Annotated in this window: 23 protein-coding genes; 15 read left to right on the top strand and 8 right to left on the bottom strand. The window is 65.2% G+C overall.

Annotated features, from left to right (window positions below):
• Positions 1 to 76 precede the first annotated feature (76 nt).
• The 4 genes from JKF87_RS17765 to JKF87_RS17750 form a co-directional block, all read right to left on the bottom strand.
• A complete protein-coding gene (locus JKF87_RS17765) occupies positions 77 to 808 on the bottom strand; it encodes a FadR/GntR family transcriptional regulator (RefSeq protein ID WP_201101221.1) in 732 nt (243 codons plus the stop codon).
• A 68-nt stretch (positions 809 to 876) separates the two neighbouring features.
• Positions 877 to 1,791: a 2-dehydro-3-deoxygalactonokinase gene (locus JKF87_RS17760; protein ID WP_201101220.1), complete on the bottom strand. Its 915-nt coding sequence runs from the start codon at positions 1,789 to 1,791 to the stop codon at positions 877 to 879.
• Positions 1,792 to 1,793: 2 nt separating this feature from the next.
• On the bottom strand, positions 1,794 to 2,420 hold the full coding sequence (locus tag JKF87_RS17755; RefSeq protein WP_201101219.1) for a 2-dehydro-3-deoxy-6-phosphogalactonate aldolase: 627 nt from the start codon (positions 2,418 to 2,420) through the stop codon (positions 1,794 to 1,796).
• 15 nt (positions 2,421 to 2,435) lie between these two features.
• Positions 2,436 to 3,317 (bottom strand): SMP-30/gluconolactonase/LRE family protein, encoded by an 882-nt coding sequence (locus tag JKF87_RS17750; RefSeq protein ID WP_201101218.1) that lies wholly within the window; start codon positions 3,315 to 3,317, stop codon positions 2,436 to 2,438.
• A 217-nt stretch (positions 3,318 to 3,534) separates the two neighbouring features.
• Between JKF87_RS17750 and dgoD the strand changes: the two genes are divergently transcribed.
• Genes dgoD through JKF87_RS17720 form a run of 6 tightly spaced genes read left to right on the top strand, consistent with a single transcriptional unit; the run spans position 3,535 to position 10,060 of the window.
• Positions 3,535 to 4,719, top strand: a complete 1,185-nt coding sequence (gene dgoD, locus JKF87_RS17745) for a galactonate dehydratase (RefSeq protein ID WP_201101217.1) — start codon at positions 3,535 to 3,537, stop codon at positions 4,717 to 4,719.
• Entirely contained in the window at positions 4,713 to 5,708 is a 996-nt protein-coding gene (locus JKF87_RS17740) for a substrate-binding domain-containing protein (protein ID WP_201101216.1), read from the top strand. The genes dgoD and JKF87_RS17740 overlap by 7 nt, the downstream gene beginning before the upstream one ends.
• Positions 5,708 to 7,225, top strand: a complete 1,518-nt coding sequence (gene araG / locus JKF87_RS17735; RefSeq protein ID WP_201101215.1) for an L-arabinose ABC transporter ATP-binding protein AraG — start codon at positions 5,708 to 5,710, stop codon at positions 7,223 to 7,225. The genes JKF87_RS17740 and araG overlap by 1 nt, the downstream gene beginning before the upstream one ends.
• Positions 7,226 to 7,240: 15 nt before the next feature.
• Complete coding sequence (gene araH, locus JKF87_RS17730) at positions 7,241 to 8,245, top strand: L-arabinose ABC transporter permease AraH (RefSeq protein ID WP_201101214.1); 1,005 nt, start codon at positions 7,241 to 7,243, stop codon at positions 8,243 to 8,245.
• A 10-nt stretch (positions 8,246 to 8,255) separates the two neighbouring features.
• Positions 8,256 to 8,999, top strand: a complete 744-nt coding sequence (locus JKF87_RS17725) for an SDR family NAD(P)-dependent oxidoreductase (RefSeq protein ID WP_201101213.1) — start codon at positions 8,256 to 8,258, stop codon at positions 8,997 to 8,999.
• Entirely contained in the window at positions 8,999 to 10,060 is a 1,062-nt protein-coding gene (locus tag JKF87_RS17720) for an aldose epimerase family protein (RefSeq protein ID WP_201101212.1), read from the top strand. The genes JKF87_RS17725 and JKF87_RS17720 overlap by 1 nt, the downstream gene beginning before the upstream one ends.
• Before the next feature lie 230 nt (positions 10,061 to 10,290).
• Here JKF87_RS17720 and JKF87_RS17715 read toward each other — a convergent pair whose 3' ends face one another.
• A complete protein-coding gene (locus tag JKF87_RS17715; protein ID WP_201101211.1) occupies positions 10,291 to 10,899 on the bottom strand; it encodes a GGDEF domain-containing protein in 609 nt (202 codons plus the stop codon).
• Between the two features lie 218 nt (positions 10,900 to 11,117).
• Here JKF87_RS17715 and pip point away from each other — a divergent pair, with 218 nt between their 5' ends.
• Positions 11,118 to 12,212, top strand: coding sequence for a prolyl aminopeptidase (pip, locus tag JKF87_RS17710; protein ID WP_201101210.1), 1,095 nt, complete (start codon positions 11,118 to 11,120; stop codon positions 12,210 to 12,212).
• Positions 12,213 to 12,230: 18 nt separating this feature from the next.
• On the opposite strand, the gene JKF87_RS17705 is transcribed toward pip, so the two are convergent.
• A complete protein-coding gene (locus JKF87_RS17705) occupies positions 12,231 to 12,722 on the bottom strand; it encodes a hypothetical protein (RefSeq protein WP_201101209.1) in 492 nt (163 codons plus the stop codon).
• Between the two features lie 158 nt (positions 12,723 to 12,880).
• On the opposite strand from JKF87_RS17705, the gene JKF87_RS17700 reads away from it, so the two are divergent.
• The 4 genes from JKF87_RS17700 to JKF87_RS17685 all read left to right on the top strand — a co-directional run bounded on the left by JKF87_RS17700 (position 12,881) and on the right by JKF87_RS17685 (position 17,051).
• The gene (locus JKF87_RS17700) at positions 12,881 to 13,312 is read left to right on the top strand and encodes a DUF6152 family protein (RefSeq protein ID WP_201101208.1); all 432 of its coding nucleotides are present in this window, start codon (positions 12,881 to 12,883) and stop codon (positions 13,310 to 13,312) included.
• Between the two features lie 15 nt (positions 13,313 to 13,327).
• A complete protein-coding gene (locus JKF87_RS17695; protein WP_201101207.1) occupies positions 13,328 to 13,837 on the top strand; it encodes a DUF6644 family protein in 510 nt (169 codons plus the stop codon).
• Positions 13,838 to 13,847: 10 nt separating this feature from the next.
• Positions 13,848 to 14,318 (top strand): DUF6644 family protein, encoded by a 471-nt coding sequence (locus JKF87_RS17690; RefSeq protein WP_201101206.1) that lies wholly within the window; start codon positions 13,848 to 13,850, stop codon positions 14,316 to 14,318.
• 111 nt (positions 14,319 to 14,429) lie between these two features.
• Positions 14,430 to 17,051 (top strand): TonB-dependent receptor plug domain-containing protein, encoded by a 2,622-nt coding sequence (locus tag JKF87_RS17685; RefSeq protein ID WP_201101205.1) that lies wholly within the window; start codon positions 14,430 to 14,432, stop codon positions 17,049 to 17,051.
• Positions 17,052 to 17,133: 82 nt separating this feature from the next.
• Here JKF87_RS17685 and JKF87_RS17680 read toward each other — a convergent pair whose 3' ends face one another.
• Together JKF87_RS17680 and JKF87_RS17675 are read right to left on the bottom strand one after the other, a co-directional pair.
• Complete coding sequence (locus JKF87_RS17680; RefSeq protein ID WP_201101204.1) at positions 17,134 to 18,444, bottom strand: hypothetical protein; 1,311 nt, start codon at positions 18,442 to 18,444, stop codon at positions 17,134 to 17,136.
• Between the two features lie 37 nt (positions 18,445 to 18,481).
• On the bottom strand, positions 18,482 to 19,009 hold the full coding sequence (locus tag JKF87_RS17675; protein ID WP_201101203.1) for a hypothetical protein: 528 nt from the start codon (positions 19,007 to 19,009) through the stop codon (positions 18,482 to 18,484).
• Positions 19,010 to 19,296: 287 nt separating this feature from the next.
• Between JKF87_RS17675 and JKF87_RS17670 the strand changes: the two genes are divergently transcribed.
• The 4 genes from JKF87_RS17670 to JKF87_RS17655 all read left to right on the top strand — a co-directional run bounded on the left by JKF87_RS17670 (position 19,297) and on the right by JKF87_RS17655 (position 24,251).
• The gene (locus JKF87_RS17670) at positions 19,297 to 20,259 is read left to right on the top strand and encodes a hypothetical protein (protein WP_201101202.1); all 963 of its coding nucleotides are present in this window, start codon (positions 19,297 to 19,299) and stop codon (positions 20,257 to 20,259) included.
• Positions 20,260 to 20,273: 14 nt separating this feature from the next.
• Complete coding sequence (locus JKF87_RS17665; protein ID WP_201101201.1) at positions 20,274 to 21,191, top strand: hypothetical protein; 918 nt, start codon at positions 20,274 to 20,276, stop codon at positions 21,189 to 21,191.
• A 398-nt stretch (positions 21,192 to 21,589) separates the two neighbouring features.
• Complete coding sequence (locus JKF87_RS17660) at positions 21,590 to 23,554, top strand: TonB-dependent receptor plug domain-containing protein (protein WP_201101200.1); 1,965 nt, start codon at positions 21,590 to 21,592, stop codon at positions 23,552 to 23,554.
• Positions 23,555 to 23,558: 4 nt separating this feature from the next.
• Positions 23,559 to 24,251 (top strand): hypothetical protein, encoded by a 693-nt coding sequence (locus JKF87_RS17655; RefSeq protein WP_201101199.1) that lies wholly within the window; start codon positions 23,559 to 23,561, stop codon positions 24,249 to 24,251.
• Positions 24,252 to 24,332 lie beyond the last annotated feature (81 nt).

The following is a 24,332-nucleotide window of genomic DNA, read 5'->3' as shown; positions in this document are numbered from 1 at the left end:
CGAGCGATCGTCCGGCCTTTCTTTTTTGAGTATGGTGATGGGGGTGCGACAGCAGGTACGCCGTCCGCGGATATGCCTATTCGGCCGACAGGGCTGTCGCTTCCTGGATCAACACCAGAACATCATTGATCAGGCCGTGCATGGTCGTGGCGGCCAGTTCGGCGTCACGCGCAACGATGGCGTCAAGGACGGCCTTGTGCGCAGGCAGGCTGGCGTTGGAGCCGCGATAGCGGTTGGTGAACTGGATAGAGGTCTGCAGCGCCGTCGCCACGACTTCGCGGAACTGGGCGTAGAAGGGGTTTCCGGACGCCTCCAAGATGGAGACATGGAAGGCGATATCGGACCACAGGGCGTTGTCGTCCCCGCGTTCAGCGGCCTCCATCCGGGCAAAGGCGCGGCGGATCAGTTCATGGCCCTCGTCGCTACCGGCCTGGGCGGCCAGGCGCGCGGCGCCCGGCTCGATGTTGACGCGCAGTTCGGTGAACTGGCGCAGCAGGGACAGAGAGAATTTCCGCTCCAGCAACCAGCGCAGCACGTCTGTGTCGAACAGGTTCCACGCCTCCTGCGGCGTGATGATGGTGCCCTGGCGTGGGCGCGCGCTGAGCAGGCCCTTGGCCGTCAGCATCTTGACCGCTTCACGCGTCACCGAACGGCTGACGCCGTGCTGTTTGGCCAGTTCGGCCTCGATCGGGAAGGGGCGGTCGTTGAACGCGCCGGTGACGATCATCTTCCCCAATGAGTCCAGCAGGCCGTAAGTCAGGTTACGACCCAAAGATGTGCGGATTTCCTTGGGGTCAGGGGCGTTCATGCATCACTGCTGGCAAATATGGCGGAGGTTCGCAACTGATTGTTGTTCGGCCAGATGTCGGGTGGGGTTCAATCGACAAGACGACGCAGCCCAGCCAGTGAGGCCGCGTCGCCATCCATTTGAGCCGCCTGACGACCCAGTGTCTGGAGGGCTTGAACATAGCGCGTCGTCAGGGTCTCCGCACCGATCAGTGTGATCGGCAGATCCCCAAAGGCGGTCAACGCCTCAGCGGCTTCGGCGCCGATGATCAGGCCGGACAGATAGGCTTCGGCCCTGGCGGTGCTCCAGTTGGACCGCAGGCGATGACTGCGGACGGCGAACAAGGCGCTGGCCAGATCGCCCTTGGCGCCCCGCGTCAGTCCGTCAGCGAAACCAGCGCGGGCTTCGTCTGCGGCGATTTCGACAGGCGTGGGCTGAGCCCCCATCAACAGGGTCGAGCGGTCCTTCAACAGAGCGAACAGTTCGCCGGTCAGGAAGGTCTGGAAGGCGACGATGCGTCCGTTCACGACCCGCGCCCACTTGCCGTGTGTGCCGGGCAGGGCGAGCAGATGATCGCCCTTGGCAAGATCGGGTGACAGACTGAGCGCCCCGAAGATCTGCGTCTCTTCCCCCCGCATCACATCGGGGGTGCCGTCTGGCGTCAAACCGGCGACGCCTGGTGCGATGCGGATGTCATAGTCTTCCAGCGGCGCCTGGACTGCACCATGCGCCCAATCCTCGACGCCAGCGGGGCAGGGAGCATAGGGGGCTTCGACCAGACCGTTCACTGAGCCTGCCATGCCGCACAGGCGCACGCGCGAGACGCCGTGCGCGCCCCGCCACGGTTTGAGCGCACGGCTCAGGGTTTCGGCGGGCGTGGTTTCGCGGTCGCCGATGCCGGCACCTTCTGCACGGTCCACAAGGCGGCCCTCGGCATCGAACAGGCTCAGGCGCAAGCGTGTGGTGCCCCAGTCGCCCAGAACGGTCAGATCATTCGCCGCCATGATCAGGCGCCGCCACGCCAACCAGCGACAAAGGCGTCAGCGGCGGCGCGCACCTCGGCGACTGTGCGACCCGGTTTGAACAGGGCGCTGCCGATGCCGAAGCCGTCCGCACCGGCGTCGCGCCAGGTGTTCATGTTCCCAGGATCGACCCCGCCGACCGGGAAGACCGGCGTGGTCTTGGGCAGGACCGCCTTCAACGCCTTCAGTGTCGAGGGGCCTGCGGTCTCGGCCGGAAACAGCTTCAGCGCATCCGCGCCCGCATCGATGGCGGCGAAGGCCTCGGAGGCGGTGTAGAAGGCGGGGAAGGAGATCAGGCCCGCTGCCTTGGCTGTGCGGATCACATCGACATTGGTGTTGGGCGAGATGATGATCTGGCCGCCCGCATCAGCGACGTCACGCACCGCCTGTGCGTTCAGCACTGTGCCTGCACCCACGATGGCGCGGTCGCCCATGGCGTCGGCCAGACGTCGGATGCTGTCGAGCGGCGAGGGCGAGTTCAGTGGCACCTCCAGGCATCGGAACCCGGCCTCATAAAGGGCTTCGCCAACCGGTACGGCCTCGTCCGGCGTCAGGCCGCGCAGGATCGCCACCAGCGGCAGGGTATCAAGGACTTCGGTCCACTGGATCATGAGGTGCAGGCTCCTTCAGCCGCCAAAGGCGTAGGGCGCAAGGCCGCGTACGCCGGGATCAATTTCAAACAGAGCGCCCGCCAGAGCCTCATCCTCACACCCGATGGCAGCGGAGGTCACGAACATCCGATCCAGATCCGGCCCGGCGAAAGTGCAGCTGGTGATCTGGCGAGCGGGCAGGGGGATGGAGCGGTCCAGGACGCCCTCGGGGCTGTAGCGGCTGACGCGCGCACCGTCCCATATGGCAATCCAGACGCCGCCTTCAGCGTCAGTGGTCATGCCGTCCGGGCTTTCTCCATCGCCCAGCGTGACGAAGGTCTGGCGGTTTTCCAGCGTGCCCTCTTCGGTGACATCGAAGCGATAGACGACGCCTGCCGCACTGTCGGTATGATAGAGGGTCCGGCCGTCCGGGGTGAAAGTCGGGCCGTTGGCGATGCGATAGCCGGTGTCGGCGGTGCGCCAGGTCAGATCCGTGTCCAGACGATAAAGGGACCCCTGCGGCTGTGGACCGCTGCGCTCGTTCATTGTGCCCGCCCAGATGCGTCCATGACGGTCCGCCTTGGCGTCGTTCATGCGGTTGTCCGGCAGGTGCGGCTCCGGCGCGCCGATGGGGGTGATCGCCAGGGGCTCCAGCGTCAGTTGGGCGAAGCCGCTCTTGAAGCCCGCGATGAAGCCGGGCGCGTCGCGTCGTTCGATCAGCCAGCCGATCTGCTCGGGCATGGACCAAGTCTGGACCGCACCGCTCGTCAGCGACAGCCGGTTCACGCGCGGGGCCTTGATGTCCACCCAATACAGGGCGTTCTCCCGGGCCGACCACAGCGGTCCTTCGCCCAGAAGGTCGCGGTCCGGGCGGGCGATCACGGCATAGTCGGCGCGCGTCTGGGCGGCGGTGGTCATGGCGGGCGGCTCCGGGTGCGCGTCACTTGAGGGCTGAGAAACTAGGCGACCGGGCCGATGAATGTCCATATTGCATATTTATATGATAAAAGATTGACGACCTCTGTTTTGGCATTCTACCCATAGGCTTCAGGGGCGGCGTGGCGTCGCCCGGCGAGATTGAGCGAGGCCCTGATGCGGGATGTCCTGTCCCCCGTCCCAGTCGGACAACGTGACCATGACTGAGGATTTTGGAGACCTGACCGTCGGCGCGACGCGGTCGCGCGAGATCGTGCGCATCGAGACATTCGCTGTGGCGCCGCGCTGGCTGTTCGTGCGTGTCGAAACGCGTGATGGCGCCGTGGGTTGGGGTGAAGCCAGTCTTGAAGGCCATGCCGAGGCGGTGGACGGCGCTTTCGCCTCCCTGCGGGACCGGTTCATCGGCGCGGACGCCGAGCGGATCGAGGACGTATGGCAGATCGCCTATCGCGGCGGTTTTTATCGCGGCGGTGCGGTGCTGATGTCGGCCCTGTCGGGGCTGGATCAGGCGCTGTGGGATTTGAAGGGCCGCCGGTTCGGCGTGCCGGTCTGGCAGTTGCTGGGCGGACGGGTGCGCGACCGCGTGCCGGTCTATGCCTGGATTGGCGGCGACCGGCCCAATGACGTGGTCGAGGCCGCCCAGGCCCGGCTGGCGCAGGGCTTCAAGGCCGTGAAGATGAACGCCACCGAGGAGATCGGCTGGCTGGACGGTGCCCATGCGTTTGATGCGGCGCTGGAACGGGTCGCCGCGGTTCGTGCGCTGGACATGGATGTGGCGCTGGACTTCCACGGCCGGGTCCACAAGCCCATGGCAAAGCAATTGGCGGCGGCGCTGGAGCCGCACCGTCCGCTGTTCATCGAAGAGCCGCTGCTGTCCGAAAACATCGAAGGGCTGATCCAGTTGTCACGCCTGACGACCCTGCCCATTGCCCTGGGCGAGCGTCTCTACAGCCGGTGGGAATACAAGCCCTTCTTCGAATCCGGGGCGGTGGATGTGATCCAGCCGGATCTTAGCCACGCCGGTGGCCTGTCGGAGTGCCGACGCATCGCCACCATGGCCGAGGCCTATGATGTGGCGGTCGCGCCGCACTGTCCGCTGGGACCGATTGCTCTGGGCGCCTGCATGCAACTGGCCCTGACGACGCCGAATTTCGTCATTCAGGAAATGTCGCTGGGCATCCACTACAACGTCGGTCACGATCTGCTCAGTTATATGCGTAACCCCGAGGTCTTCGACGTGAAGGACGGCATGGTTGAGGCTCTGGCTGGAGCCGGGCTGGGCGTCGAGATCAACGAGGAGCTTGTGCGTGAAGTGGCGGCCCAGCCGCACAACTGGCGCAACCCGATCTGGCGCGGTGCCGACGGGAGTTTCCGCGAATGGTGATCGGTCGTCGTCATCTGTTGCTGGGTGCAGCGGCCGGCGGCGCGGCCTCCCTGTTGGGGGCCTGTCAGCCGCGTGATGAGCGCGTCCGCATCGGCTTCATCGTCAAACAGCCCGAGGAACAGTGGTTCCAGGATGAATGGCGCTATGCCGGACAGGCAGCGGTCGCACGCGGTTTCAACCTGATCCGCATCGGGGCGACCGATGGCGATCGGGTGCTGACAGCGATCGACAATCTGGCGGCCAAGAATGCAGGTGGCTTTGTCATCTGCGCGCCGGACCCCAGACTTGGCACGGCCATCTTCCAGCGGGCCAAGGTCAACAACCTGAAGCTCATGTCGGTGGACGACCGTCTGGTCGGGCCGACTGGCCAGCCGATCGAAGACATCCCCCACGTCGGCATCTCGGCCTTCAAGATCGGCGAATTGGCCGGAACGTCAGCGCTGGATGAAGCCCACCGGAGGGGCTGGAAGACCGATCAGATCGGCGTGCTCCGCATTGCCTTCGACAGTCTGGAAACGGCGCGCGAACGTACCTTCGGCGCCCGCAGCGCCCTGCTGAAGGCCGGCGTGCCTGCCGCCAATATCGTCGATGCGCCGCAGCGCACGACCGACACCGAAGGCGGGTTCACGGCCGCGTCGCCGGTGCTGACGCGGCGCCCGGATCTGCGCAGCTGGATCATGGTCGGCCTGAACGACGAGGCCGTTCTGGGGGGCGTCCGCGCCGCCGAAGGGCTGAAACTGGGCGCCGACAGTGTCATCGGCGTGGGCATCGGCGGATCGGGCACGGCGGAGGCCGAGTTCGTCAAGGCCAGGCCGACCGGCTTCTTCGGCTCGGTTCTGCTCAGTCCACGCAAGCATGGCTATGACACGGCGTCGGCCATGTACGACTGGATCACACGAGATATTCGGCCCGCGCCGTTGACCCTGACAACAGGGACGATGATGACGCGGGAAAACTTCAGACAGTTGCTTGCGGCGGAGAAGGCGTAATGACCCCAAGGGAGGAAGGGGCGCTGCTTTCATATTCCGGCGTCGGCAAGGTTTTTCCCGGCGTCGTGGCGCTGGACGGGGTCAGCTTCTCGGTGCGTCCGGGCGAGATCCGCGCCCTGATGGGCGAGAACGGGGCGGGCAAGTCCACCCTGTTGAAGATTCTGGCGGGCGAGTATCGGCCTGACAGCGGCGGCCTGACGGTCGCGGGCGAACCGGTCGCCTTTGCGTCCCCGCGCGACAGCGCTGCGACGGGCGTGTCGATCATCCACCAGGAACTGCATCTGGCGCCGGACATGAGCGTCGCGGAGAACCTGCTGCTGGGCGCCTATCCCACCAGGGGCGGCCTGCTGGACAAGGCTGCCATCCGAGCAAAAGCCGCTGAAATCCTGGCGCGGCTGGGTGAGGACATCGACCCCGACACGCCGGTCAGCGCCCTGTCCATCGGCAAGCGTCAGATGATCGAGATCGGCAAGGCGCTGCTGCGCGACGCCCGCATCATCGCCTTTGACGAACCGACCAGTTCGCTCAGCGCGCGCGAGACCCAAACCCTGATGCGGATCATCCGTGACCTCGCCGCTGAGGGGCGCGCCATCCTCTATGTCAGCCATCGGATGGAAGAGGTTTTCGCCCTGTGCGACAGCGTCACGGTCCTGCGTGACGGGCGCCATGTGGTTGACTATCCGCGCATGGCGGACCTGCCCGAGGCGCAGTTGATCTCCGACATGGCGGGCCGCGCCATAGCCGACATCTACGACTATCGCGCCCGTCCTCTGGGTGACGCGGTGATTGCCGCTGAAGGCCTGCTGGGGCCGGGTCTGAGCCGTCCGGTCGATGTCACCGCGCGTAAGGGCGAGATTCTGGGCTTCTTCGGCCTGGTTGGCGCCGGGCGGTCTGAGCTGTTCAAGCTGCTGTACGGCGCTGTGTCCCCGACGGCGGGCCGGGTGCGTCTGCATGGCGCCGTCGCTTCGGTGAACAGTCCGCGTGACGGCATCGCCGCCGGCATGGCCCTGTGTCCTGAGGACCGGAAAGGGGAGGCGATCTTCCCTCTGGCCTCTGTGCGGGAAAACATCGTGGTCGCGCCGCGTAATCTGGGCGGCCGCATCAAGGCCTTCCTGAACATGGGCGCAGAGGCGAAACAGGCCGATGACCTGATCGCCCTGATGCGGGTCAAGACCGCCTCGGCGGCGACCGCCATCGGCTCTTTGTCAGGCGGTAATCAGCAAAAAGCGGTCATCGCCCGCTGGCTGGCGGCTGAGTCCGACATCCTGCTGATGGACGAACCGACGCGGGGCATCGACGTCGGCGCCCGCAGCGAAATCTATGGCCACATCTATCGTCTGGCCGAGAGCGGCAAGACCGTCCTGTTCGCCTCCAGCGACATGCCCGAGGTGATGGGTGTCGCCGACCGTATCGTGGTCATGTGCGAGGGCGCAGTCGCGGGCATCGTGTCGCGCGACGAGGCCACGCCCGATCTTCTTCTCAGGCTGGCGCTGCCCGACGCCGCCGGTTCCGTCTGATTGTCCGAAAGTCCGATGATGTCGAACCCTCTGTCCTCAATTCGTCGTTTCAGCGCCGCCGGACCTCTGGTGATGCTGGCGGTTCTGTTTGTCCTGCTTTCTGTCTTCGTGCCTGATTTCCTGGGCGTGCGGAACATGCGGGGTCTGATCCTGTCCGTGACCCTGGTCGGCACCATCGCCCCGACCATGATGCTGGTTCTGGCGCTGCGAGAGGTTGACCTGTCGGTCGGCTCGACAACCGCGCTGGCGGGCGTGCTCTGTGCGGTGGTCATGGCCTCGACCAACAGCATCCTGCTGGGCGTCGGCGCGGGGCTGACGGCGGGTGCGCTGGTCGGCCTGATGAACGGTTTCGTTGTGGCCAAGTTCAAGCTGAACTCCTTGATCGTCACCCTGGCGACCATGGAGATCGTGCGTGGTCTGGCCTTCCTGGTGTCGGGCGGTGAAGCGGTCTCGATCCCGGTCGAGCGGTTCTATGTGCTGGGTTCCGGGTCGTTCCTGGGCATCAACTATCCGATCTGGATTGCGCTGATCTGTTTCGTGGTTTTCGCCATCGTCCTGAACCGCACAGTGTTCGGCCGCAATGTCCTGGCCATCGGCGGTAACCCCGAAGCCGCGCGTCTGGCCGGGGTTCCCGTGAATCGCGTCCGGGTTCTGGTCTTCGTGCTGCAGGGTCTGGCGGCGGGCGTGGCAGGCATCGTCCTGGCCTCGCGCATCACCAGCGGTCAGCCGAACACCAGTCAGGGGCTGGAGCTTGCGGTCATCTCGGCCTGCGTGCTGGGCGGGGTTTCGCTGTCTGGCGGCATCGCCACAATCACCGGCGTCATCGTCGGGGTTCTGATCATGGGCGCGGCCCAGAATGCGCTGAACCTGCTGGACGTGCCGACCTTCTATCAGTTCGTGGTGCGCGGCGGCATTCTACTGGCGGCGGTGATGTTCGATCGCCTGCGCCAGTCGCCGGGTCTGCTGGGCGCTGGTTTCCTGCGCCGACGCGCTTCTGCCTCCACGCCTTCCAAAGCCTGAGTCCGCGTCCATGAAGCCTCGTTTCGAAAACCGCGCCGTCATCATCACCGGCGCCGTGGGCGGCATCGGCCTGGCCGTCGCCCGTCGCTTCGCCGCCGAAGGCGCACGCCTGACCCTGCTTGATCTGAATGCTGATCAGGGCGGGGAGGTCGTGGCGGAACTGAAGACCTTGGGCGCCGCCGACGTGTTGTCTCTCGCCTGCGACATCGGTGATGAGGCGGCGGTTGCCGCGGCGGTGCAGGCTTCGGTTGATCGTCACGGCGGTCTGGATGTCGTGGTCAATGTCGCGGGCCAGATGATCTATCGCCCCATTGCCGAACTGACAGGCGACGACTGGCGTCGGCTGTTGAACGTCAACCTGATCGGCGCGGCCCTGCTGACGGGTCATGCCCTGCGTCTGATGCAGCCGGGCGGATCGGTGGTGAACATCGCCTCGATCCACGCGCGCCAGACCAGCCCGGATGTCGCCCCCTACGCCGCGGCCAAGGCGGGATTGCTCAGCCTGACCCGCACAGCCTCCATCGAAGGTCGCGCCAAGGGCATCCGCGTCAACGCTATCCTTCCCGGCGCCATCGACACCCCCATGCTGTGGGACAGTCCCAATATCGCCTCGGGCGCAGAGGTGCTGGCGCCCGGTGATGTGGGCCAGCCCGACGATGTCGCCGGCCCGGTCCTGTTCCTGGCGTCTGACGACGCCCGGTTCGTCACCGGCGTTTCCATGGAGGTCGATGGCGGCCGCCTGGCTAAGCTCTGATGGGCGTTGAAGTCAGGCACTGGGGGCGGTTGGATGACGGCCGCCCGGTCCAGTTGGCGACCCTGAGCAATGGCCGCGGCTTTGAGGCGAAGATCAGCGACTTCGGCGCGCGCATCGTCTCCATCCTCGCCCCCGACCGCGACGGAATACCCGGCGAAACTGTGCTGGGGTTCGCGGCGCTGGAAGATTATCTGACCGACGCCTATCGCGCGGCAGGCCCTTACTTCGGCGCCACTGTTGGCCGCTACGCCAATCGCATCGGCGGCGCGCGTTTCACGCTGGACGGGAAGGAATATCGGCTGGCCGCCAACGAAGGCACCAACCAACTGCACGGCGGACCTGTCGGGTTCAATCAGGCGGTTTGGACCATGACGCCCTTGGTCGGTGAGATCGGCGTGCGCCTGATCCATCACAGTCCTGACGGCGATCAGGGCTTCCCCGGCACCGTCTCCGTCTCGCTTGAGGTCGTGGTTGCGTCAGATGCGAACACCCTGATCCTGCGCTACTGCGCCACGACGGATCGTCCGACCCATATCAATCTAACGACCCACCCCTATTTCAACCTCGCGACCGGTGTGGAGCGAACCATCCACGAGCATGAAGTCACGGTTTTGGCCGACCATTATACGCCTGCCGACGACGCCTGCATTCCGATGGGCGATATCGTCACGGTGCTGGGAGGTCCGCTGAATCTGACCGCGCCGCGTAGTCTGGGCGCCATCATTGATCGGCCCGCACCCGGAATGCGCGGTCTGAACCACAACTATGTGCTGGGCGATCAATCCGCCGACACACCACGCCACGCTGCGACCTTGTCCCATGCCGCAACGGGTCGCCGCCTTGAAGTCTGGACTACCGAGCCGGGATTGCAGGTCTATTCCGGTGGGTATCTGCCCGAGCTTCAAGGCAGAAACGGCGAACAGATCACTCCGTCCGCAGGTGTCTGTCTGGAGACTCAGCATTTCCCGGACTCGCCTAATCAGCCGAATTTCCCGACGACGCGCCGTGAACCGGACACGCCGTATCGGTCGCAAACGGAACTCCGATATTCCGCCGACTGAAGTGCTACTCCCCAATATGCAAGCGTATCAGGTTTAAGCGTGGAACTAGGGTCAGTTCGAGTTGAAATATTGATCAAAGTGTCTGTGTACGCCAACAGTTTGGTCAGTCCTCCCCATCTTCTGATGGAGGCACCTGCGGGGCGGCACAAGGCCTGTCAGACGGCTACGCGGCAAGTCGAGATCGGGAGCAAGCGGCGGCTTTCGCATTGAAAATGTTTGACGCTAAACCTCTAAATGTGCCCCTCGGAGAAGAGGACGCGGTTTCGGTGCGGTAGAGGGCTTGATCGGCGGTGGACCGCAAGTGATCGAGTGTGTCGGGCGCGGCGGCCAGGGAGGTCTGCGCCGATGCTGACTGTGGCGATGATCCAGCGGCCGTCTTCGGTCAACACTGGGCAGGTCTCCAGCGAGGTGCGTATCTGTTCGGCGATCTGCAGCGCCTGGCGGCGTGAGCATTTCGGCAGCAGGATCGCAAACTCCTCGTCGCCCATGCGCCCGACGAGGTCCTGGCGTCTGACGGCGAGCCTGATCCTTGCCCCCGCCGCCGCCAGCACCTTCTCGCCCGCCGGGTGGCCATAGCCGTCGTTGATCGACTTGAAGTGGTCGATGGCCAGCATCAGCAGGCTGGCCGTCTTGCGGCCTGCGCTGCCGCGCGCCAGCAGGGTGTTGGCCTGGGTGATGAAGGCGCGACGGGTCAGGACGCCGGTCCCGGCGTCGCTGCTCCAGACGATATGGGGCAGAGCCTCCGTCAGGGTCTGGAACCGGAACTGGCTCTCGGCCGGGGCCGAGGCGGTCTCCATCTGGTCGGTGACGTCGATGACGACGCCCAGCAGCCACGCCACATGATTGGCGGCTTTGCAGATAAGGACATGTCCTGATTGTCAGGCCGAAGCTGGCGCTTACGGGCTGCTGAACGACAGCCTGACCGCCACTGATGAGGCAGAATTGAAAGTATGAGCGAATTTGATACGGGCTTCAGACGTGGCGTACTTGCGATCTGGAGGTGCTGATCCCTCATCACAAAAGTCGAAGCGCCTCTAGGGTGCGAGCGGAGGCCGTCATGGATTTCTCGAAACTGCAGTCTCACAGCAAGGTCACGACCGAGTGGGCCTATCCTCAGGCGGCGCCAAACCGCACGGGCTGGCTTCAGGTCGATACGGCCCCGGACCATAGTCTGTACTGGGAGGAATACGGCGACCCGCAGGGCGAGCCGGTGATGTTCCTGCACGGCGGGCCGGGCGGGGCGTGTGCGCCGGTGATGGCGCGGTTCTTTGATCCGAAACGCTATCGCGTCATCCTGTTTGACCAGCGCGGCTGCGGGAAAAGCCAGCCGACGGTGGCCTCGCATGGGCCGCAGGTCGCCCTGACGCGCAACACGACCGACTATCTGGTCGACGACATCAACGCCCTGCGTGACGCCTTGGACATCACCGGCAGGATGCACGTCTTCGGCGGCAGCTGGGGCAGCACCCTGGCGCTGGTTTACGCCATCCGCCACCCCGACAAGGTCGCCTCGCTGATCCTGCGCGGCATCTTCCTGGGCATGCCCGAGGATCTGGCGTTCATGTATCAGGGCAACGCCGCCGACTATGCGCGCGATCCCTACGCCCTGACGCATCCGGGCAGCTATGTCTCCTATCCCGACCAGTGGAAGGCGTTCGTGGAGGTCATCGCGCCGCAGGATCGTGGGGACATGATGGCGGCCTACAAGGCCATCTTCGACATGGTCCCGGCGAATGAGGCGGAGCGTGAACGCCAGCTTCAGGCCGCCGTCGCCTGGTCGGTCTGGGAAGGCGCCATCTCCAACATGATCCCGGAGCCTGCCGACGACGGCAAATACGGCGAGGCGGACTTCGCCCTGTGCTTCGCGCAGATCGAGGCGCATTTCTTCGCCAACAACCTGTTCCTTGAGCCTGACTATATCGTGCGCAACATCGACAGGATCGCCGCCCTGCCGATCCACATTGTCCACGGCCGTTTCGATCTGGTCTGTCCGCTGACTCAGGCTTCGCGTCTGGTGCAGGCGTTGAAGGGAGCTGGGGCCGAACCTGCCAGCTATGTGAAGACCAACGCCGGGCACAGCGCCATGGAAGGCCAGACGGTTCTGGCGCTGACGGCGATCATGGATGGGCTGGATCCGATTTCCGCAGGCTGAAGCCTGGCGTCCTCGCCGTCAGTTCCTGATCCGCACCCGTCGTTCGGGGTGGTTGTCGTGGCAGGCGGCGCAGCTGGCGGCGAAGGCGAGGGCGGAGTTGTAGGCGCGGTCGGCATTGCCCTGTGCGGCCGTGGCGATCAGTTGGTCGAGCGCCTGCTGGTTCTGGCGGGACAGGGTCAGGGCGCGGGCGTCGCCGGCGTTGGTCCAGTAGATGTGTTCGGCGGCCACAAGCGGCTTGAGGCGGCGCGCATTCTGCAGGACCAGGTTCGTCTGGTTGGCGTCGGCGGCTTCCAGCAGGGCCTGTTTCAGGTCTTCGGCGCGCAGCATCCGGTCCAGGTGGGCGGCGTGGGCGGCGCGGGTCACGGAGGGGGCGTCGGTCGCCTGGGCGCCGCCGCGCGACGCAAGGGTCAGGCCGATGACCGTCGCGGCCAGCAGCCCGATGCGCAGAGGCCGGTCTATGACGTTGGAACTGGACATGGCGACGGCGACCTTGAAAGCGTGACGCCGCACATTTCAGCCTCCCTGCGCCCGCGCCCAATGGTCTTGGGGCATGTGGATATAGCCATCGGTCATTATCGCGCCCCTCATGGTCCAGCTTAGGCTGACGCCCACAAAGGTCGGATCGAGCGCGCCGCGTCTGGCGTCGGGGGCCGAGAGAGATGGGTAAGATGAAACTGCGTGCTCTTGTTCTGGGATTGGCGCTGACGGCTTCGGTCGCGGCGCCGGCGTCGGCTCACCATTCGTTTGCGGCCATGTATGACGCCAACCGGCCGATCCGGCTGGTCGGGCGCCTGACCAGCGTCGAATGGACCAATCCGCACTCCTATTTCCACCTTGAGGTCCGTGACGCCCAGGGGCGGGTCACGACCTGGGCCTGCGAAGGGGCTGGGCCGGGCGCCCTGTCGCGTCGCGGCTTCAGCCGTTCGGACATCAGCGTGGGCGACACCCTGGTCGTCGACGGCTATCTGGCCAAGAGCGGCGGGCGGATCATCGATGCGCGCCGCATCACCCTGCCGGACGGCCGCAGCGTCAGCGGGGGCACGCCGGGCGACGGTGGTCCGGGCGACGCCGCCGCGCGCGCGCCCCGTCCCCAGGCCTGACGCCGGGCCTATCGAGTGGCGAGTTTGATTCAGGCGGGTGAAGCGATCCCGCCCTTTATTTCGGTCATCTACAACAGTCCGCTGGCGACCCATGTGCGCGAGTCGGAGATCACCTTTCCGCTGCTGCAGACCTTCCATGTGCTGGGCATCCTGCTGATGGTCGGCTCCATCGCCATCGTGGATCTTCGGATCCTGGGCGTGGTGCTGAAGGAGCGGACGGCGGCGGAGGTGGGCAAGAGCCTGCTGCCCGTCACCTGGGTCGGGTTCATCGTCATGTTCCTGAGCGGCGGATCTCTGTTCGCCGCCCAGTCAGGCAAGATCTACGACAACATCTTCCTGCAGGTGAAGCTGGGCCTGCTGTTGTTCGCCGCGCTGAACGTGGTGATCTTTCACGCCACCACCTATCGGTCGATCGCCTCCTGGCCCGTGGAGGGCGCGCCGCGTTCCGCCAAGGCGGCGGCGGTTCTGTCCCTGGTCGTCTGGGCCGCAGTTGTCGTGACGGGGCGTTACATTGCTTATTACTGAAACCCCCTCCGTGTTCGAGAACCTGTTCCTGTCGCTGGGCGATACGGGTGTCGGCCTGTTCCTGGCGGGATCGACGGCCAGTTTTGCGGCGGTGGAGTCGCTGCACCTGTTGGGCCTGGCCCTGTTGGGCGGCGCGGCGTTGGTCACTGATCTGACCGTGCTGCGTGTGGTGTTCAGAAGGGCGGATCCGGCGCGGATCGCCGCTGCTCTGTTTCCGCTGCTGCTGATCGGCCTGTCCATAATGGTCGTGTCGGGCGTGCTGCTGGTGTCCGCTGGGCCGCTGAAATACTGGCTCAACCCGCTGTTTGGACCAAAGCTCCTGGCTTTGCTCTTCGCCGTGGTCGCGCAGTTCCTGCTTTATCCGATCGTTCTCAAATGGAACGTCCAGAAGTCAGTCAATCTGTCTAAGGTTATAGCTGCTGCTTCTATCCTTATATGGATTACGGTTGCCGTAATCGGCCGGTGGGTCGGTCTTATATAGATCGACCATATCGACGGTCTCAAACATCATAACTCGATATACTTACGCTGATTATTTGATCTGATACCCACTGTTCTTCAAGCCGTATTGGCAGGCCAAGGGGAACAGGTCATGAGCAAGAGAACAGCAACCGGGCGCGTCGGCCGATATGGCGTCAGCTTGATCAGCCTGGGCGCGGCCCTGCTGGCGGCGGGCGGCGCGTCGGCCCAGCAGGCGACCACGGAAGCGGCGACGCTAGGCGAAGTGGTCGTCACCGGCGCACGAGCCTCGGGCCGCACCGTCGAGAATGCAGTGGCGCCGATCGACGTGATCAACGGCCAGGCCGTCGAACTGGCCAACAAGGCCAATGTGCTGGAGCAGCTTCAGGCCAATCTGCCGTCCTTCTTCGTGCCGAATGTGGCGACGCCCAACATCGGGTCGATGGTCCGCTCGGGTCAGCTGCGCGGCCAGAACTCGGGCCACACCCTGGTGCTGGTCAACGGCAAGCGCCGCCATTCGACCGCCTTCCTGGGCGCGGGCGGTGAATCCGCCACGGCGCCGGTCGATCTGTCGACCATCTCCAGCGCCTCGATCCGCCGGGTCGAGGTTCTGCGTGACGGCGCCTCGGCCATCTATGGGTCGGACGCCATCGCAGGCGTGATCAACATCATCACCGACGACAGCCCCGAAGGCGGCCGCGCCTCTTATCGTTACGGCGAGTTCGCCGACGGCGGCGGCGAGACCAGCGTCTTCCAGTTCAGCCAGGGGTTCCGCATCGGCGAGGCCGGGCACCTGCGCCTCAGCGGCCAGTATGACGACCAGAAGATCGTCATCCGCAACAGCCCGGTGAACCCGGCGCTGCTGTATTATTTCCCGATCAATCCGGTCACGGGCCAGGAAATCCTTCCTGCAGGCAATCTGGAGAGCAACCCCAGTCTTCCGGTCGGCGCCATTCCGAACCCGAAGGAAGCCACGCGCGACAACAATGCCTGGATCAACTCGGGCAAGGCGCCCTTCACCCTGTCGTCCTACTCCATCGACTTCGGCCTGCCGCTGAACGACAAGGTCGAGACCTACGCCTTCCTGACCTATGCCGAGCGTGAATCCAGCGCGCCCCAGAACTTCCGCACGCCGAACCGCAACGCCAACGTCCGCGCCATCTATCCGAACGGCTACACCCCTGTCGAAGCCATCGACGAGACGGATTATTCGGGTCTTTTCGGCATTCGCGGCAATGACCTGTTCGGCTGGAACTGGGATCTGAGCTCGGTCTATGGCGAGAACTCGATCGACGTGAACGTCCACAATTCGATCAACGTCACCTATGGCGCGGCCAGCCCGACGTCCTTCTATATCGGCAACCACAACTATTCGGCCTGGACCAGCAATTTCGATCTGCGCCGCAGCTTCCTGATCGCCTCCATCCCGACGGATGTGTCGTTCGGGATCGAGCATCGCCGCGAGCACTATCACCTCGGCGCGGGCGATGCGGCGGGCTACACCCACGGCGGGGCCAAGGTTCTGGACGGACCGAACGCCGGCCAGACCCTGTCGAACTCCTTCGCCGTGTCCCAGGCGCTGCCCGCCTATCGCCCGGACGAAGAGCAGGACGTCAAACGCGACAGCACCTCGATCTATGTCGGGGTCAGCGTCACGCCGGTCGAGGCCTGGTCGGTCGATCTGGCGGTGCGGGGCGAAGACTTCTCAGACTTCGGCAGCAAGGCGACCTGGCGCGTGTCCAGCCGCTATGACTTCAGCCCGCGTCTGGGCGTGCGGGGAACGGTCAACACCGGCTTCCACGCCCCGGCTCTGGCGGCCCTGTCCTACCGTTCGGTCGGCAACGCCAACACCTCGACCAACTATACGCTGGCGGTCAGTTCGCCAGAGGCCATAGCTTTGGGTGCCAAACCGCTGCAGCCGGAAACCTCGACCAATTACAGTTTCGGCGTGGTGGCCAAGCCCTTCTGGGGGATCAATCTGGCGGTCGACGCCTTCCAGATCGAGGTCGAGAACCGCATCACCGCCCTGGGCCAGGTCAATGCCGCGGGCGCCCGCTGGCTGGACAATCCTGCGAACGGCACGCCCGCGCCCGGCCAGTCGGTGTCGCAGCGCCTGACCAACGGCCGGATCAATCCCGGCGACGGCATCAGCTATCTGCTGAACTCGTCCGACATCCGCACGCGCGGGGTCGAGATCACGGCGGACAAGACCTTCCTGCTGGAACAGGATAATTTCCTGAACCTGCCTGCGGGCAGCCGCCTGAATCTGTCGTACGCGGGCAACTTCCTGAAGCGTGAACTGACCAAGATCTATGACGCGCCGCCGGTCCTGACCGCCTATAATCCGAACATCACCCTGCTGAGCGCGGGCGATGCGGTGAACCTGACCAACACCCTGCCGCGCGAACGGCACATCCTGTCGGGCAGCGTCAATGTCGGGCGGTTCCAGGCCTTCGTGCGCCAGAGCTACTGGGGCGAGCTGCCGCGTTCGGGCGTCGTGCCGGCGGGTTCGCCCAACGCCGGGACGGAGATCTTCTACGACATCGGCAAGATCTGGACGACGGATCTGAGCCTGTCCTACGACATCCGGGACAATGCGACCGTGACGGTGGCGGGCAACAACATCTTCGGGACCAGGCCGGAGAAGACGCCCGCGCCCCTGCAGGCCTTCACCCAGCTGTGGAGCTACGGCAACAACGGCGCCATCGGGGCCGAGGGCGCCTTCTGGTCGATCAAACTGGACGTGCGCTGGTAGGACCGGCGCCGTCAGGCGGACAGACGAAAGGGCGTCCCGGCCGGGACGCCCTTTTGCATTGCGGCCTCAAGGTTGATGCGGCTCAGTTGAGCGGCGTGGCGGTCCAGATGGTCGAGGGATCGCGCTGCTGGGCGACCAGAAGCTTGGTCTTCAGATTGGCGCCGTTCTGGCCCTCGACCTCGAATAGGACCTCGATCGCCTGATCGTCGCGGATGCGGGGCAGGGACTTCAGCACGGTGGGCGAGGTCACGGCTTCCGCCACGCCGGACAGGCCGATGTCGCGCGCGCCCGCGATGATGCTGATGGTGTTGCCAGTCGGGCCGGGAAAGCGGGTGAAATATCCATAGTCCCGCACCAGCCCCTGCGGCGGAGGAACCAGCGCCGCCTCGCTGTCATAGGTGCGGCCCGCCTTGTGGTCGATGATCTGGTCAAAGCTGGCCCCCACCGTCAGCCGCCCGCCCCGGAAGGCCGGATGGCGCACCGGCCCAAGGCCGCTGAGATAGCCGACATAGACCACGTCGTGGTCGCGCAGCATCTGGGGTGACACCTGGGAGGCGCCGATGATCTGGGCCGACGGATGACGCGCCATCAGGGGCGCCAGATCCTGCAGCGCCGTCGCCACCGAGGTCGGCAGATAGCGCAGGTCCAGGTCCATGTAGCGGTAGTGCAGGTCGTCGTTCTCCATCATGTACTGATAGAGTTCGTCGCGGGAGTTGATGAAGAACTCGCGCGTCAGGCGCAGAACCTGACCCTTCTCGTCGGTGTCGCCGAAGATGTAATAGTCGCCCAGCACGATCAGCAGCGGCGCAGCGGCGCGCTCATAGACGCTCCAGGGACTAGCCCCCAGAAACCCCTTTGGCCGCGACTGCACATAGGTCGCCGCGCCCCAGCCCGCGAGGTGGGCGACGCCCAGACCGGCCGCGCCAAGGAACAGCGAGCGGCGCGATATAGCAATCTTGCCTGGAGATGGTTTTCCAGCGGACGCCGGACGCAGGCCGTCTTGGGGCGTCGTGCGGGCGGCAGGCGTCTGTGCGGGCGTGGGATCGCCGGTCTCGCCGTCGGCCGCCGCCTCGACCACCAGCCGGTATTCGCCCCGCGGCAGGGCCAGACGGTCCGGGCCGCTGAAGCCGTGGCGCAGATAGAAGTCGTCCAGACGCTTGCGCAGCCGATGGATGTTGACCCGGACCACGGCGTCCTGACCGGGAATGAACTCGCGTCCCCGGTTGAACACCTCGCTGGCAATGTCGGTCTCGCTGGGCGGATCGGCGTCGGCGGAGCGTTCGACCAGAAAGTCGAACAGGCGCGTCAACTGGCCGGGGCGTCCCAGGACGCCGCTGCGGCGGATGCGTTCGGCGTCGGACGACAGGGCGGAGACTGCGGCGGCGTCCGTCATGCCGCGCGCCGCGTCGTGCGGCGCAGGCGGGGGCGGCTCATGGTTCGTCGGCCGCCTGGATCGCCGCCAGTTCTTCCGCCGAGACGACTTCGAAATCACCGGACAGGCGCAGATGAACCACCACGGCGCCGGCCGAGTCGTTCTTGAAATACCAGCCGTGCAGCCCGTCATAGGGCACGGTCACCGCACCGTTGCTGAACAGGCCGCTGAACTTCTGATAGCTGACGTCCTCGCCGGTGCCGGGTTCGACCCCGTGGCCGAACAGGTCGGAATAGAACTCTTCCGGCTCGGTCACGCCTGAGACGGACCAGGAATAGAGGATGGGCGTGCCCGCCTTGGCCCGCACCAGCCATTCGATCCAGTGCCCCGCCTCATCGCCGGAGTTCAGGGGGATATTCACCGACAGGGTGCGATAGGGTTCGGCCGACAGGACGGGCCGCGTCCCGGCGTCCTCCGCACGCACGACAGACCCCGCCAGGGCCAGGCAGGCCGCCGCCGCCCCTGCCAGCAAAAGCGACCAGGCTGGACGATGATCGCGTGGATGGACGGCGGTCTTGGCTGGCATTCAGAAGGCTCCCCTTGGCGCGTGCCTGCCCCCTGTGGCGGCCGCGGCTGTGGCGTGAACCCTAGTCCAGTGCGTTCGATGAACCTTGGCTGTTTTCCTAAAGCGGGGCGCAGGCTTTCTAAATCGGTGTGCGGATCGTCCCGTTCGTCCGCCTGCGGCGGGGCGAAAGCATATGCATATGACGACAAGCATTTTCACTCACGCGAGGCCGCCAGACCATAAGCCGCAATGCCGTTACGCCCGCCTGAAAGGCTCGGCGTCGATCCGGCGAGCGAGGGGGAGCGACTTTGACGCATTGGTTGAAATCAGGCCGAACGAGGCGAGGGGGCGCGGCCCTGGCCGTTCTGCTGGCGGCGACAGCCGTGGCGGGCCATGCGACCGCCCAGACGGCCCCGGCGCAACAACAGATTCTGGGCCAGCCCTACACCGGCCCGGCGGTCGCCACGCCGCGCGGCGCGGACGGCAAGCCCGTGCTGACCGGCTATTGGAAGCTGCTTCATGAGGACGGCAAGCCGGACGGCAATCTGGCCAAGGACGAGCCGGGCTTCGTCCCGCCGCTGACGCCCGCCGGACGCGAGGCCCTGGCCTTCAACCAGACGGTGATCGACCCGGAGGCGCGCTGCCTGATCACGGGCATCCCGCGTCTGCTGACCAGCGTGCTGCCTTTTGAGATCCTGCAGACGCCGGATCGCCTGGCGACCCTGCACCAGCTCAGCTGGCACCGCTGGGTCTGGCTGGACGGGCGTGCGCGCGATCCGGAGCAGGACCCCAAATATCTGGGCAACGCCCTGGGCCATTGGGACGGCGACGTCCTGGTGATCGAAAGCTCGGGCTTTCACGACAGTTCGGCGGGCAATCTGTGGCTGGACGACAACGCCAACCCGATCAGCGCCGATGCGGTGGTGGTCGAGCGCTGGAGCCGCCCGGACCGCAATCACCTGAACCTGGAGCTGACCTATACGGACCCGCGCTATTACAGCCGTCCGATCACCTATCGCCGCAGCTGGGTGCTGGCGCCGGAAGGCGAGCACCTGCAGGAGTTCTCCTGTGAGTGGAACACGCCCTGGATCCTGAAGCATCTGGAGCGCGGCCCCGGTCCCATCGGGCCGAACGGCAACCGGGGCTATGGCCCCAATAACCAGATCACCCCCGACCTGCCGCTGGGCGCCGTCGAGGGCACGCGGGGCGTCGGCTACTGGCTGTTCCGCGCCAACAAACCCAAGCCGTCCGACCTGCCGGTGCAGCCGTGAACCGGAGCCAGAACATGAAACGCAGTCTCGCCGCCTGGCTCTGCGCCGGGTCCGTCGCCGCCCTGGCCGTGACCGCCGCCACCGCCTACGCCCAGCAGGCCGCGCCGCCGCCGGAAGAGGAATCCTCGGTCGCCACGCCGGGAAACCTGCATACGGGGCCCAAGGTCGCCACACCGCTGGGTATAGATGGAAAGCCGGACCTGTCGGGTCTTTGGCGGCCGGTCCGCGCCCCCGGCCTGCCGGGCGGCAACATGGGCAAGGACGAGCCGAACTTCATCCTGCCGTTCAACGCCGTCGGCCTGCGGGCGCTGGTCTATAGCCAGAACCACACCGTCGACCCGGAATCGATCTGCATTCTGGGCGGCATTCCCCGCCACAACGCCAGCGGCCTGGCGTTCGAGATCCTGCACACGCCGGAGCGGTTCGGCACCTTCTATAACTACAACACCCACCGGGTCGCCACGATCGGCGCAAACCTGAGCTTCCCCGCACGGATCGAGCAGAAGTATTTCGGCACGGGGTTGGCTCACTGGGAGGGCGATGTGCTGGTCATTGAGACGCGGGGGCTGCGCGACAGCTCCAGCGATCACATCTGGCTGGACGAGAACGGCAATCCGACCAGCAGCCAGACGGTGGTGATCGAGCGCTGGTCGCGTCCCGACTATCATACGCTGAACCTGGCGATGACGATCACGGACCCGAAATACTACACCCGTCCGATCAGCTTCAACCGGACCTGGACGCGCGCGGATCGCGGTCAGGGGCAGGGTGAATACCCCTGCAACGAGACCAACAACGCCGCCGAACATATTGGTCCCGGCGCCGGGGTCATCGGTCCCGACGGCAACCGAGGCTATGGCTACACCAATGCGGTGCTGCCCGATGCGCCACCCGGACCCGAAGCCTACGCGGATGTTCTGGACAAGAACTAAGGTTCAATCGACATTCAGCCTAGAGCCGTCATTCCGGGGCGTCCGTAGGACGAACCCGGAACCCAGGAGGCTCGCAACCCGGCGCCGAATGGGTTCAGCAACGGCGTCGTAGCCCTGGGTTCCGGGTTCTTCGCTTCGCTCAGCCCCGGAATGACGATCTGAGGTGTCGGCCGACCGAATGTCGATTGAACCTAGACTACAGACCTGATCCATCGAAGGCTGTCATGCACACCGCATGGCGGCCTTTTTCTTTGCCAGCCCCCTCTCTTTTGGGTGACAGGCGGCAGGGCCTATCGTTACAGGTCGTAACGTTACGGAACAAAAATAACATATAAATAACAATACATTGGGCGATTTTAAGCGCCTTAACCCCTCCGATGTCTACGGGGGTTCCATCAATGAAATACGCGTATGTCGCCTTGGCGACGAAGGCTCTGCTTCTGGCTTCGGCGGCGTCCGCCATGGCCCAGAGCGCGCCGCCCAGGAGGGAGCCGGACGTCCGGCCCGCTGCTGTCGATGATGTCGAGGTGGTCGCCCAGAATCTGGAGCAGACCCTGCCGCTGACGCTGGCCCAATATGGTTCGCCGCTGGAGATCGTCACGGCCAAACAGATCAAGGACAGCGGCTTCATCGACGTGGTCCAGGCGCTGGAGCTTCTGGTCCCCGGCGTCACCGTCAGCACCCAGGCAGGGGCCTTCAGCTACGCCAACATCTCGCTGCAGGGCTCGCGCAACAGCGACGTGCTGTGGACCATCGACGGCGTGCGCATCGGCAACCGGCTCTACAACTCCACCAGCCCCGCCGACACCCTGCCGGCCTCGATGGTCGAGCGGGTCGAGGTGCTGAAGGGCGGGCAGGGTCTGTTCTACGGCACCCAGGCGGTCGCGGGCGTGATCAATGTCGTGACCCGCCCCTTCACCGAGGAATGGAAGGGCGCCGTATCCGCCGGTCTGGATTCCAATGACGGCTCTCACCTGAACGGATCGGTCGGCGGCGGCGTCGGTCGTCATCGCGTGGTCCTGTGGGGTTCACGCGACCAGTCGGACGGCTATGAGCTGTATGACGCCTATCAGCCCAATACGGACCTGAAGAACCGCACCTATGACGTGCGCAGCCTGGGCCTGAAATACGGCTACGCCTTCACCGACGACCTGCATCTGACGGCCCAGTACATCCTGACCGACGCCAAGCTGGACTATCCGTCAGTGCGCGGCGTGTCGGTCAACGACCGCAAGGAAACCATCGCCATCGGACGGCTGGACTATACGCCGTCGGATCGGGTCCAGCTGTATCTGAAGGCCTATCACCATCAATGGGACACCGACTATTACACCCGTCCCGCGCCCTCGGGCTATTGGGGTTATGAGGACTTCGGCCTGAATGCGATGGCCGAGCTGAAGCTGAACAAGGGGCTGGCCTATACGGTCGGATACGAGTTCCAGAACTATCGCGGGCGCGACGACGTCCTGCTGATCGCGGGCGAGACGGAACAGGTCCACGCCGCCTTCGGCCAGATCCGCACCACCGACGACTTCTCGCGCAAGCTGCGGCTGGCGGCGGGCCTGCGGTTCAACAGCACGCCCAAGACGGACTCCACCGTGTGGAACCTGTCGGGGGCTTATGACATCACCGACAACCTGCATTTCGACGCCATGGTCGGCACGTCCTTCCTGCTGCCGGACGCGCAACAGCTTTACGGCATCGACCTGTGCTGCTCGCGCGGGAATCCGGCCCTGAAACCGGAGGAGAGCTTCAACATCAATGTCGGCCTGTCGGGTCGGATCGGCGACCAGGCCTGGCTGATTTCGGGCTGGGATCGTCGGATCGACAATCTGATCACCAGCGACGCCTCCAATCCGCCGGCGGGCTATCCCAGCCTGTTCGTCAATATCGACGCCGAGGTGAAGGCGCGCGGGTTCGAGGTCACGACGCGCGGCCCGCTGGGCGCCGGATTCAACTATCTGCTCAGCTACACCTACAGCCAGGAGCGGGCGCGCGGCACGAATGTCCAGATCGCCGGGCGGCCCGAACATTCGGGTAAGGCCACCCTGTCGTGGCGCTCGGATGGCCCGTTCGGCGCGGACCTGTCGGCCAAATACATCGGCCAGACGGAATCGGTGGTCTCGGGCTTCGGGACCCAGGCTTACGGCGACTACTGGGTGGCCAATCTGGGCGGCCATGTCTGGCTGGACCCGTCCCGCACGCGTCGCCTGAATGTGCGGGTCGAGAACCTGTTCGACACCAACTACGCCACCTCGGCCGCGTCGGCGGTGCTGACCGGATCGTCGCCCAGCACGCGGTTCCTCTATCACCGCCTGGGTGCGCCCCGGACCTTCTATGTCAGCCTGAGCCAGAGCTTCTGACGTCATGATCAGGCTGCTCTCTCGTGGATTGCTGGTGGTCCACCGTTACCTTGGCGTCGGCGTCGGTCTGCTGATGACGCTGTGGTGTCTGTCCGGCTTCGTCATGCTCTATCAGGGCTTCCCCTCCCTGACGGATGCAGAGCGGCTGGAGGGATTGCAGCCGCTCGACCTGTCGGCCTGCTGCGATCTGGATCGTCTTCCGTTCACGGACGATCAGATCGTGCCGGGCTTCCGGGTCGAGATGCTGAACGGCGATCCGGTGCTGCGGTTCTCAGGAACCCCGCGCCGGGGCGCCGCCGTCCAGAACGCGCCGACGGGATCGTTCAATCTGCGTACAGGCGATCCCGTGAAAACGCTCGACGACGCCCAGGTTCGTCAGGTCGCAGCTGAATATGCGGCCCGACACGGTCTCGAAGGCGCTCTGGTCGGGCGGCGTCTGGACAAGGTCGATCAGTGGACTATTCAGGCCGGGCGTCGCGCCCCCCTTTATCAGATCGCGGTCAATGATCCGGCGGGGTCCGAGATCTATGTCTCCGCCGCCTCGGGCGAGGTGGTTCAGGACACCAATCGGCGCGAGCGGGTCCTGTCCTGGTTCGGGGCCATTCCGCACTGGCTATACCCGACCGTTCTGCGTTCCAACGGGGCGCTGTGGACCCAGGTGGTGATCTGGACCTCGGTGGCGGTGACGTGCCTCTGAGTTTTCATCCAGCGGCGACCAGAGTCCTTGGGTTAGTTACGCCTCGCAGCGTGGGGTGAGCAACAGGCCGAGCCGCGCAGC

Origin of the sequence: Brevundimonas nasdae, assembly GCF_016654005.1 — a bacterium.
GTDB classification, from domain to species: Bacteria; Pseudomonadota; Alphaproteobacteria; order Caulobacterales; family Caulobacteraceae; genus Brevundimonas; species Brevundimonas nasdae.
Note: the sequence above shows the minus strand (reverse complement) of the source record. Positions and strands in the feature narration are given on the sequence as shown.

Bases quoted from the DNA above. Each gene is read 5' to 3' on its own strand.
- JKF87_RS17720 (WP_201101212.1), top strand. From the start codon at position 8,999: ATGGGCGTTGAAGTCAGGCACTGGGGGCGGTTGGATGACGGCCGCCCG.
- JKF87_RS17700 (WP_201101208.1), top strand. From the start codon at position 12,881: ATGAAACTGCGTGCTCTTGTTCTGGGATTGGCGCTGACGGCTTCGGTC.
- JKF87_RS17675 (WP_201101203.1), bottom strand. From the start codon at position 19,009: ATGCCAGCCAAGACCGCCGTCCATCCACGCGATCATCGTCCAGCCTGG.
- JKF87_RS17765 (WP_201101221.1), bottom strand. From the start codon at position 808: ATGAACGCCCCTGACCCCAAGGAAATCCGCACATCTTTGGGTCGTAAC.
- JKF87_RS17740 (WP_201101216.1), top strand. From the start codon at position 4,713: ATGGTGATCGGTCGTCGTCATCTGTTGCTGGGTGCAGCGGCCGGCGGC.
- pip (WP_201101210.1), top strand. From the start codon at position 11,118: ATGGATTTCTCGAAACTGCAGTCTCACAGCAAGGTCACGACCGAGTGG.
- JKF87_RS17755 (WP_201101219.1), bottom strand. From the start codon at position 2,420: ATGATCCAGTGGACCGAAGTCCTTGATACCCTGCCGCTGGTGGCGATC.
- araG (WP_201101215.1), top strand. From the start codon at position 5,708: ATGACCCCAAGGGAGGAAGGGGCGCTGCTTTCATATTCCGGCGTCGGC.
- JKF87_RS17660 (WP_201101200.1), top strand. From the start codon at position 21,590: ATGAAATACGCGTATGTCGCCTTGGCGACGAAGGCTCTGCTTCTGGCT.
- JKF87_RS17680 (WP_201101204.1), bottom strand. From the start codon at position 18,444: ATGACGGACGCCGCCGCAGTCTCCGCCCTGTCGTCCGACGCCGAACGC.
- JKF87_RS17760 (WP_201101220.1), bottom strand. From the start codon at position 1,791: ATGGCGGCGAATGATCTGACCGTTCTGGGCGACTGGGGCACCACACGC.
- JKF87_RS17665 (WP_201101201.1), top strand. From the start codon at position 20,274: ATGAAACGCAGTCTCGCCGCCTGGCTCTGCGCCGGGTCCGTCGCCGCC.
- JKF87_RS17750 (WP_201101218.1), bottom strand. From the start codon at position 3,317: ATGACCACCGCCGCCCAGACGCGCGCCGACTATGCCGTGATCGCCCGC.
- dgoD (WP_201101217.1), top strand. From the start codon at position 3,535: ATGACTGAGGATTTTGGAGACCTGACCGTCGGCGCGACGCGGTCGCGC.
- araH (WP_201101214.1), top strand. From the start codon at position 7,241: ATGATGTCGAACCCTCTGTCCTCAATTCGTCGTTTCAGCGCCGCCGGA.
- JKF87_RS17655 (WP_201101199.1), top strand. From the start codon at position 23,559: ATGATCAGGCTGCTCTCTCGTGGATTGCTGGTGGTCCACCGTTACCTT.
- JKF87_RS17725 (WP_201101213.1), top strand. From the start codon at position 8,256: ATGAAGCCTCGTTTCGAAAACCGCGCCGTCATCATCACCGGCGCCGTG.
- JKF87_RS17685 (WP_201101205.1), top strand. From the start codon at position 14,430: ATGAGCAAGAGAACAGCAACCGGGCGCGTCGGCCGATATGGCGTCAGC.